The sequence below is a fragment of the Hyphomonas sp. GM-8P genome (assembly GCF_003263315.1).
In the GTDB taxonomy this organism is placed as follows: Bacteria; Pseudomonadota; Alphaproteobacteria; order Caulobacterales; family Hyphomonadaceae; genus Hyphomonas.
The window spans coordinates 1-1,398 of sequence record NZ_AWFE01000139.1 but is presented as its reverse complement, the minus strand read 5'-3'; the positions used below and the strand labels follow the sequence as shown (position 1 = coordinate 1,398).

General features: G+C 62.4%; 3 protein-coding genes. All 3 read left to right on the top strand.

Features of this window, described 5'->3' with window-relative positions; all coding sequences use genetic code 11:
* A partial coding sequence (locus HY26_RS18730; RefSeq protein WP_112074347.1) for an antirestriction protein ArdA occupies positions 1-350 on the top strand: 350 nt, incomplete at its 5' end.
* Between the two features lie 10 nt (positions 351-360).
* Positions 361-834, top strand: coding sequence for a hypothetical protein (locus HY26_RS18725; protein WP_112074346.1), 474 nt, complete (start codon positions 361-363; stop codon positions 832-834).
* Positions 831-1,398, top strand: a 568-nt coding sequence (locus HY26_RS18720; protein ID WP_158531561.1) for a ParB N-terminal domain-containing protein, incomplete at its 3' end; no start/stop codon positions are given. The genes HY26_RS18725 and HY26_RS18720, both read left to right, overlap by 4 nt.

Below are 1,398 nucleotides of genomic sequence, written 5' to 3'. Positions count from 1 at the left end.
GACACTATGAAGGCTTCGAAGGCGCGAGCCTGTCGGAATACGCCTCGTTCGAAACCGTATGCGCATTGGCCGAATTCATCACCGAGCATGGCCGCCTTGCTGCGAAGGTCTACGGATACTTTGGAAACGACCTCGATGAGGCCCGCGCCGCCTTCGAGGATTATGCCGGTGAATACCGCTCCTCAGCCGACTTCGCAGAGGAACTGGTCCGAGAGTCCGGCACCGAAATCCCGTCCTCCCTCGAATACTACATCGACTGGCAGGCGCTGGCCCGCGACATGGCCCTGAACGGCGAAATCCTCGTCTTCCAGACCGGCTTCGATGAAGTCCATATCTTCTGGACACGGTGAGGAGGCGACCATGACCTTCACCGAACGTTTCGGCTCATTCGTCTGCCCCGGTGACACAATCACCTGCGAGGCAGGCGGCTTCACCATCATGGCAGCAATAGTCCTGGACGATTGTCCAGATGCACCCGACCAACGGCAGGACGGATTCTGGCCTTCGCTTTACATCAATGATCCGGGATTTATCGGCCCCGGTAACGGATTCCGCGAGCGGTTCGCCAAGGCACAGGCCGAAGCAGAAACCGTCATGGAGGGCTGGCGAAAAGGCGACTGGTTCTATTGCGGTATTGTGCTGTCCGTCGCGCTGGAAGGCGTGACGCTGGACACTCACGCCGCAAGCCTCTGGGGCGTTGAGGCGAACTATCCGGGATCGGATAATGCCTACCTGACCGAGGTCGCCAATGACCTCCTACCAGAGGCGCTGGACACGGCCCGCGCCGTGCTGGCGCGCCTCCGCGCAATTCCAGCGGGCGAGGCACGGGTATGAGTCGCGCCCTCACGGAGAGCGAACGGATTCTGGGGTCGCGCCCGGAGATGACGCTGGTCGTCGAGGACGACCGCGTTGTCGAAATCTTGGTCGCGGGGCGCGCACCGCGCATTGCCATCCGAGACTATGACTGGGGCCGGACAGACCCGGCCCCCGCCTTCGACCGGGAAGGCTTTCCCTATTCCGATATTCACTGGAGCGGCCCGGCATGGGCGCTTGGCCTCTCCCTTTACCCGCCAGAAAAGGAGACCCCGATGGCACAGCCCGACCTCAAACACATTCCGCTCGATCAGCTGAGCGTCTCCAAACTCAACATGCGCCACGGGCGCAAGAAGCCGGACGTGTCCGACATATTGCCGTCCATCCGCGAGAAAGGCATCCGCCAGACGCTGCTCGTCCGCCGCGAAGGCGACGGCTACGGCGTCATCGCAGGGCGCCGCCGCTACTTCGCGGTGATCGAACTCGCGAAGGAGACCGGCACCAATCCGCTCGTCCCGTGCGCCGTGATGAGCGAGGAGGATGCGACCTCCGCTATCGAGGCGTCCATCATCGAAAATGTCGCCC